The 8,085-nt window shown below is 64.9% G+C and carries 8 protein-coding genes and 1 pseudogene; 6 read left to right on the forward strand and 3 right to left on the reverse strand.

The genetic code is table 11. The features are described 5' to 3' along the window. The 5 genes from CVM52_RS21630 to CVM52_RS21650 form a co-directional block, all read left to right on the forward strand. Positions 1-312, forward strand: a 312-nt coding sequence (locus CVM52_RS21630; protein WP_100164461.1) for a 5-formyltetrahydrofolate cyclo-ligase, incomplete at its 5' end; no start/stop codon positions are given. 162 nt (positions 313-474) lie between these two features. Continuing rightward, complete coding sequence (locus tag CVM52_RS21635; RefSeq protein WP_133119927.1) at positions 475-1,278, forward strand: hypothetical protein; 804 nt, start codon at positions 475-477, stop codon at positions 1,276-1,278. A gap of 173 nt (positions 1,279-1,451) precedes the next feature. Continuing rightward, complete coding sequence (locus CVM52_RS21640; protein WP_100164463.1) at positions 1,452-2,264, forward strand: TIGR00282 family metallophosphoesterase; 813 nt, start codon at positions 1,452-1,454, stop codon at positions 2,262-2,264. Further along, the gene (locus CVM52_RS21645; RefSeq protein ID WP_100164464.1) at positions 2,261-3,190 is read left to right on the forward strand and encodes a DMT family transporter; all 930 of its coding nucleotides are present in this window, start codon (positions 2,261-2,263) and stop codon (positions 3,188-3,190) included. The genes CVM52_RS21640 and CVM52_RS21645 overlap by 4 nt, the downstream gene beginning before the upstream one ends. A gap of 36 nt (positions 3,191-3,226) precedes the next feature. After that, positions 3,227-5,005, forward strand: coding sequence for an SLC13 family permease (locus CVM52_RS21650; RefSeq protein ID WP_100164465.1), 1,779 nt, complete (start codon positions 3,227-3,229; stop codon positions 5,003-5,005). A 64-nt stretch (positions 5,006-5,069) separates the two neighbouring features. Here the strand turns inward: CVM52_RS21650 and CVM52_RS21655 are convergent, their stop codons facing one another. Further along, positions 5,070-5,654, reverse strand: a complete 585-nt coding sequence (locus CVM52_RS21655; RefSeq protein ID WP_172721063.1) for a TetR/AcrR family transcriptional regulator — start codon at positions 5,652-5,654, stop codon at positions 5,070-5,072. Between the two features lie 104 nt (positions 5,655-5,758). On the opposite strand from CVM52_RS21655, the gene CVM52_RS21660 reads away from it, so the two are divergent. Beyond that, positions 5,759-6,304, forward strand: a complete 546-nt coding sequence (locus CVM52_RS21660; RefSeq protein ID WP_240621025.1) for a cupin domain-containing protein — start codon at positions 5,759-5,761, stop codon at positions 6,302-6,304. Positions 6,305-6,510: 206 nt separating this feature from the next. On the opposite strand, the gene CVM52_RS21665 is transcribed toward CVM52_RS21660, so the two are convergent. Beyond that, positions 6,511-7,659 carry an FAD-binding dehydrogenase gene (locus tag CVM52_RS21665; protein WP_276308653.1) on the reverse strand — a complete coding sequence of 383 codons (1,149 nt, stop codon included), beginning with the start codon at positions 7,657-7,659 and terminating at the stop codon, positions 6,511-6,513. Continuing rightward, positions 7,656-8,085 (reverse strand): annotated as a pseudogene (locus tag CVM52_RS21670) (RlmI/RlmK family 23S rRNA methyltransferase); the annotation flags it as partial. The pseudogene CVM52_RS21670 and the gene CVM52_RS21665, both read right to left, overlap by 4 nt.

An 8,085-nucleotide genomic window follows, 5' to 3' on the forward strand; every position in this document is an offset into this window, starting at 1 on the left:
CGCTTTGCCCGCTGGGAGCCGGGGGCGGAGATGCGCGACGGGCCGTTCGGGGCGCGGATCCCGGTGCGGGAGGAACCGGTCGAGCCCGAGATCCTGATCGTGCCGCTGGTCGCCTTCGATCTGCGCGGCAACCGGCTGGGTTATGGCGGCGGCTTCTACGACCGCACGCTGGCGCGGCTGCGGGCGCGGCGGGCGACGCTGGCCATCGGCTTTGCCTATGACGCGCAGGAGGCCGAGGATCTGCCGCTGGAGCCGACCGACGAGCGGCTGGACATGGTGGTGACCGAAAGCCGGGTGCTGGTGATGTCGTGATCGGGATAATTGGCTGGGCGGGTAGTGCTCTGAAGGAGCTAGAGGGGCCATATCACCAAATTATTGGTCCAGTTTGGTACGCCTGCCAGAGAGTCTGTTCCTAGATGAAGCAACCGAGTATTCTTTTCTCGCTACTGTGCATTCACGGAAAGGTTTTGCTCATTGCCACCAAAAGCAGATACTGGATCGCCGGAAGTTCTGCCGATGTTTCTTCCCGCGCTCCATAAGCTCCAATGGGCCGCCCGCCATGTCGACTTCCTCGATTCAATGATCGAAGAATATTCCGACCAATGCGTTTCTACCTCTATTGAAGAGCCTGAACACGGCGAAGTTACCCGCAACGTCACCATTCAAACAGATGAGATAACTTATCCCTTTACGTTGGGGATTGGTGACATCATACGAAATCTGCGCGCACCGCTGGACTTCGTAATCAGCGCTATGTTCGAGCAGCATGAAAAGAACCCTCAGCATGCTTATTTTCCGATATCTGACAACCGGGAAAGCATGGCGGGTTCGATTAAGGGCAACTTGGAAAAAGAGGGGTTTCAGGCGCTTACGGACTTCTTCCTAAATGAAGTTGAGGCAACGGAGACTGGAAAAGGACGCGATCTTTGGGTGCTGAACCAGCTAGATCGCGTAAACAAGCACCGAAACCTGATTCTTGTAGAACAGGTCGCGTTGGCCCCTGACCCAAATTACATTGTCGATGAACCAAACCTGAAGATAATCTCTTCTGACAACTACAGACTTCTAAAGCCGGGGCAAAAAACCTCGTACCCGATTCATGTAGGCGCCGTCATCGACCAATGCTCCATGGTGCAGGCGCGTTTGAATGTAATTTTTGGCTCAACTGAGATCTTGGCAGGTCAGCACATCATACCGTACCTAAAACACACACAAAATGCGGTGCTGAACACATTACGCAAAACCCAACAGGCGTATGTCGAAGCATTCGGAACCTAATAATCGCTTAGGAGCCTATACCCTTAGTCTGGATTTAGTTCTATGCGCTGATAACAAAGGCTTTTCACAGCCTTCCCTAACATTCTTGGATGCGGAACCCGTCTCGACACTTACGAACCCATAAAGGCATGATCCATCTTGCTCTTCCCTGCGCCGCGGCCTAGGACGGCGGGATGCGACTTCTGTTTCTGGGCGATGTGATGGGCCGTGCCGGGCGGGCGGCGATCCGCGAGCACCTGCCGCGGCTGCGTGCCGACTGGCGGCTCGACTTTGTCGTGGTCAATGGCGAGAACGCCACCGGCGGCATGGGGCTGAGCGGCGATCACGCCAAGCTGATCCTCGAGGCCGGGGCCGATTGCGTCACCCTGGGCGATCACGCCTTCGACCAGAAGGACATGATGCAATTCATCGGTGGCGAGCCGCGGGTGCTGCGGCCGCTGAATTTCGCCAAGGGCGCGCCGGGCGTTGGCGCCCGGCTGTTCACCGCGCAGAACGGCAAGAAGGTGCTGGTGGCGCAGGTGCTGGGCCAGGTGTTCATGAAGCGGCCCTTCGACGATCCGTTCTCGGCGCTGGAGCCGGTGCTGAAGACCTATCCGCTGGGCGGGCAGGCGGCGGCGGTGATCGTCGACATGCATTGCGAGGCGACCTCGGAAAAGATGGCGATGGGCCATTTCTGCGACGGCCGCGCCAGCCTGGTGGTGGGCACCCATACCCATGTGCCCACGGCGGATGCGCAGATCCTGCCGCGCGGCACCGCCTATCTCACCGATGCCGGCATGTGCGGCGACTACGATTCGGTGATCGGCATGGACAAGGCCGAACCGATGCGGCGCTTTCTGACCGGCATGTCCTCGGGCCGGTTCACACCGGCGGCGGGCGAGGCGACGCTGTCGGGCCTGTTTGTCGAAACCGATGACCGGACCGGCCAGGCCCGGCGCGTGGTGATGGTGCGCGATGGCGGCCGGTTGCAGCCCGCCGCGCCATGACCCGCGGGCAGGTGCTGTTCTATGGCGGCGTGCTGCTGGTCGTCGGGGCGGGCTGGGGCCTGACCCAGCCGCTCAGCAAGATCGCGGTCAGCACCGGCCATCGCCATTTCGGACTGATCTTCTGGCAACTGGCGATCGGCGCGCTGGCCTTCGGCCTGCTGACGCTGTTGCAGCGCAAGCCGCTGCCGCTGAGCCGCGAGGCGCTGTGGGTCTATGCGGTGATCGCGCTGATCGGCACGGTGGTGCCGAATTCGGCCTCCTACCAGGCGATTGCCCATCTGCCGGCGGGCGTGGTGTCGATCCTGCTGTCGCTGGTGCCGATGCTGGCCTTCCCGATGGCGCTGCTGCTGGGGCTGGAACGCTTCGCGCTGCGGCGGCTGCTGGGGCTGGCGGCGGGGCTGGCCGGGGTGGCGCTGCTGGTGCTGCCCGAAGCCAGCCTGCCGGATGCCGCGGCGCTGGCCTGGGTGCCGCTGGGGCTGGTGGCGCCGCTGCTGTATGCCTTCGAGGGCAATTACGTGGCGCGCTGGGGCACCGCCGGGCTGGATCCGGTGCGGGTGCTGCTGGGCGCCTCGCTGGTCGGGGTGGCGATGGCGCTGCCGCTGGAGTTGGTCAGCGGCCAGTTCATCTCGCCGCTGCGCAGCTTCGGCGCGCCGGAATGGGCGCTGATCGCCGCCTCGCTGATCCATGTGGTGGTCTATGCCACCTATGTCTGGCTGGTCGGGCGGGCCGGGCCGGTCTTTGCGGTGCAGGTGTCCTACCCGGTGACCGGCTTTGGCGTGCTCTGGGCGATGCTGTTGCTGGGCGAAACCTATTCGCCCTATATCTGGGCGGCGCTGGGCCTGGTGGTGATCGGTATGCTGCTGGTGCAGCCGCGCCTGCAAGAGGCAGTTGCCGAAGCCGGTCCGATCGGGGAAACTGGCGGCTAGGTTCGCACCGACCCGGCCCCGCAAGAAAAGACAGGTATGGACTTCTTACAGATTTCTGACACCGGCGGCGCGGTCATGGCGCTGTGCATCGTGCTGGTCATGTTCGTGTTTTTCCTGCGCGAGGTCTTTCCAACCGAGGTGGTGGCGATTGCCGGCGCGGCGTTGATGCTGATCGCCGGGATCCTGCCCTATGACGCGGCGCTGGCGGTGCTGTCGAACCCGGCGCCCTGGACCATCGCCTCGATGTTCATCATCATGGGCGCGCTGGTGCGTACCGGCGCGCTGGACGTGCTGACGCGGCTGGCCGAACGCTATGGCCGCACCCATCCGCGGATGGCGGTGACCGGGGTAATTGCCATGGTGATGGCAGGCTCGGCGGTGATGAACAACACCCCGGTGGTGGTGGTGATGATCCCGGTTTTTGTGCAGCTGTCGCAGACGCTGGGCACCGAGGCCTCCAAGCTGCTGATCCCGCTCAGCTATGCGGCGATCATGGGCGGCTCGCTGACGCTGATCGGCACCTCGACCAACCTGCTGGTCGACGGGGTGGCGAGGGCCGAGGGGCTGGCACCCTTCGGCATCCTGGAAATCCTGCCGATCGGCTTGGTGGTCTGCGTCTGGGGCCTCATCTATATGGGCATCTTCGCGCCCCGGCTGCTGCCGGACCGGGACAGCATGGCCAATATGCTGTCGGACCGGTCGAAGATGAAATTCTTCACCGAGGCGGTGATCCCGCCGGATTCGAACCTGATCGGCCGCGAGGTGACCGGGGTGCAGCTGTTCAAACGCGAGGGCGTGCGGCTGATCGACGTGGTGCGCGGCGATGAATCGCTGCGCCGCCGGCTGCAGGGGGTGACGCTGGAGGTCGGCGACCGGGTGGTGCTGCGCACCCAGATGACCGAGCTTTTGAGCCTGCAGCGCGACAAGTCGCTGAAACGGGTCGACCAGGTTTCGGCGGTGGAAACCACCACGGTCGAGGTGCTGATCACGCCGGGCTGCCGGCTGGTCGGCCGGGCGCTGGGCGAATTGCGGCTCAGACGGCGCTATGGCGTCTACGTGCTGGCGGCGCATCGGCGCAACCAGAATATCGGCCGCCAGCTGGACGAGCTGGTGGTGCGGGTCGGCGACACGCTGCTGTTGGAAGGGTCGCCGGCGGATATTCAGCGGCTGGCGGCGGATATGGACATGGTCGATGTCTCGCAGCCCTCGGCGCGCGCCTTCCGGCGCGGCCATGCGCCGATTGCCATCGGCGCGCTGGCCGGGATCGTGGTGCTGGCAGCGCTGAATGTCGCGCCGATCCTGCTGCTGGCGGTGGTGGCGGTGGCGGTGGTGCTGGTCACCGGTTGTATCGATGCCGAAGAGGCGTTTTCCTTTGTCGAGGGGCGGTTGTTGGCATTGATCTTCGCGATGCTGGCGGTGGGGGCGGGGCTGCAGCAGACCGGCGCGATCGAGCTGGTGGTGAACGCGCTGGTGCCCGGGCTGGACCAGTTGCCGCCATCGCTGGTGGTTTTCGCGGTGTTCCTGCTGACCACCACATTGACCGAGATTGTGTCGAACAATGCGGTGGCGGTGATCATGACGCCGCTGGCGATCGGGATTGCCACCGCACTGGGCCTGGATCCGCGGCCGCTGGTGGTGGCGGTGATGATCGCGGCTTCTTGCGCCTTTGCCACCCCGATCGGCTATCAGACCAACACGCTGGTCTATGGGCCGGGCGGCTATCGCTTCACCGATTTCCTGCGCATCGGCATTCCGCTGAACCTGACCCTATCGGTGCTGGTCTCGGCGGTGATCCCGCTGATCTGGCCGCTGTAAAGCGGCGGCGCGGCCGGGGCGCTGCCCGGCCGCCAATTCTAGAGGCGGAAACCTTCTGCGTGACCTACCGGTGTGCGATCGTCGCGCGCACCATTCCACACATCAGATCGCGCGCCGCGACGTCCGAAAGCCCTTGCTCTTGGGTCAAGGCCCGCCACGCTGCAAAACTGAGCGCATGTCCCAGAGCCGCGCCGCAGAGGCCGGGTTCTGCATTGCGTTGAACGCAGAATCCGTTCTTCACGATCTCTTTCAGTTGCCCAAGCCAGCCCGCGAACCCATGAAGGGTCTCGCGCAGCGCCGGCGACGCCTCGGCGTCACGCATCACGTTGAAGAGCATGCGCGCATTGGGGCGATAGTAGCCGTAGACCAGATCGAGCGCCGCGCGCAGCCGCGCTTCTCCGTCTGCGATCGCAATAACCTGGTCTGTCTCGGGCAGCGGGTTCTGCGATAACCACCGGCTGGAACATGCAGTGAAAAGCGCGGCTTCGTCCGGAAAATGGCGGTAGACGGTCGCGCGACGGACGCCCGCGCGTTCGGCCACGGCGCTGATTGTGGTGAAGGCAGGGCCGACGCTGCCATGTAGATCAACTGTCGCCTGCGCGATCCGGGCGCGGGTCTGCGCCTCATCCTCGGCGCGTTTGCGTTTCACATAGGCTCTTTTTTCGTCGGACACTGCTGTTCACCCAATATTGACACGACTCGCTTTTCGAGCCTTACTTGATGATACACCCCTGTATAATGAAAGGAAGCGAGATGGATCAGATGGTGAAGCAACATGCGGCCAGGGTGGTCGGTCCCTATGACGGCAAGCTTGGGTTTCTCGGCACCATCGGGGTGCGGTTCATGATTGGCGGTGGCGACACCAACGGAGGGTTTTCGCTGGTCGAACACCCCATGTCGCCCCGCGCGCTCGCCGCGCCGCTGCACCGGCATCTGAACGAGGATGAATACAGCTTTGTCTTGGAAGGCCGGATGGGTGCGTTGCTGGGGGATGAGGTTCTCGAGGCCGGCCCCGGTGATCTGGTGTTCAAGCCGCGTGGTCAGTGGCACACGTTCTGGAACGCCTCGGATCAACCCACACGCATTCTGGAGATCATCGCCCCTGCCGGGTTCGAGCAGTTTTTCGAACGCCTTTCGGACATGGGTGGCGTGACCGCCGTCCCGCCGGAAACGCTCGGTGCGCTTTGCGCCGAATACGCACTGGAGATGGATCCTGATAGCGTGCCCGGCCTGCTGGAGCGCTTCGGATTGAAGTTTCCCGGCGAGCCAGTGTCGCGAACAAGGCGCCCGGTTTCGTAGCGGGATCAGCCTTGCGGTAGTTTTGCCGTCGCGGAACTCGATCCATATCCCGGAAACATATCAGAGGCCGCCGCCGGCAACGCGGCGGCTTCTTTGCTTAGTACAGGTTCGAAGCGGCAGAGTGGGCGCTGCGCCCGGGGTCTTTGCCGACGCGAAGACGGGTAGCGCGGCGCATTCCCCGCGGTTGCCGCAGGGCGGGCCGCGGGTCAGGCGACGTGGTGCGAGCGCCCGGCATTGCGGCCCGAGAACAGGCAGCCGCCCAGAAAGGTGCCTTCCAGCGCGTTATAGCCGTGATAGCCGCCGCCACCGAACCCCGCGACCTCGCCGGCGGCGAACAGGCCGGGCAGGGGGGCGCCGTCGGCGCCGATCATCCGGCTGTCGAGATCGGTCTGCAGCCCGCCCAACGTCTTGCGGGTCAGGATGTGCAGCCGCACCGCGATCAGCGGGCCGTTTTGCGGGTCGAGGAACTTGTGCGGCCTGGCGGTGCGGATCAGCCGGTCACCGCGATAGTTGCGGGCGGCGTGGATCGCCATCAGCTGGGCGTCCTTGGTAAACGGATTGTCGACCTGGGCGTCGCGCGCGGCGATCTGGGCGTGCAGGCGGGCCGGATCCAGCAGGCTGTTGCCCGCCAGCCGGTTCATCCCCGCCACCAGCTGGCCGAGATCGGGGGCGGTGATGAAATCCTCGCCCTGGGTCTTGAACGCCTCCACCGGCGCCGGAGCATTGCGGCCGGTCAGCACTCGGCCGCGCAGCACCTCGCGCCAGCGTTTCGAGGTGAAATCGGGGTTCTGTTCCGAGCCAGACAGCGCGAATTCCTTCTTGATCACCTTCTGGGTCAGGATGAACCAGCTGTACTCCTGGCCGGTTGCCAGGATCTCGCGCAGGGTGGCCAGGGTGTCAAAGCCCGGCAGGCAGGGCGGCGGCAGGCGGCGGCCGGTGGCGTCGAACCACAGCGGCGAGGGGCCGGGCAGGATGCGGATGCCATGGGCGGGCCAGATCGGATCCCAGTTTTTCACCCCCTCGGTATAATGCCACATGCGGTCGCGGTTGATGACATGGCCACCCGCCGCCGCGCTGATCTTCAGCATCCGCCCGTCGACATGGGCGGGCACCCCGGACAGCATGTGCTTTGGCGGCGGGCCCAGCCGGTCCTGCGGCCAGGCGGCGCGCAGCAGCGCGATCTCGGCCTCGGCCTGGGCGACGCCTTCGGGCCCCAGCTTGACCGCCGCCCGGCGCCATTCCTCCAAGATCCGCGCCGACCACAGCGGCGTGAACACCCCCTGCCGGGCCACCGCCAGGACCATTTCGCGCATGACTGTCGGGTACAGCACGCAGGTGTCGATCACCACCCTCACAGCCGGTAGAACAGCGCCTTGAGATAGCCGCTTTCGGCCAGCTGCGGATGCTGCGGATGGTCCGGCCCGGCAAAGCCGGTATAGAGCAGCTGCGACCGCCGCCCGGCGCGGCCGATGCCGCGCTGGCAGGCCTCGCGAAAGCGGTTCAGATCGGCGGCATGGGAACAGGAACAGAGGCCGAGAGAGCCGCCCTCGGCCACCAGCGGCGCCGCCAGCCGGGCGACCTTTTCATAAGCGCGCAGCCCCGCCTCCAGCGCCGGTTTCGACGGCGCAAAGGCGGGCGGGTCGCAGATCACCAGGTCAAACCGCGCGCCCTCCTGCCCCAGCGCCGTCAGCACGTCAAAAGCGTCGCCCTGGCGGGTGGCAAAGCGCTCCGCCACCCCCATCGCCGCGGCCCCGGCCCCGGCCAGTTCCAGCGCCGGGGCC

This window comes from Pseudooceanicola lipolyticus (assembly GCF_002786325.1).
Taxonomy (GTDB): Bacteria; Pseudomonadota; Alphaproteobacteria; order Rhodobacterales; family Rhodobacteraceae; genus Pseudooceanicola_C; species Pseudooceanicola_C lipolyticus.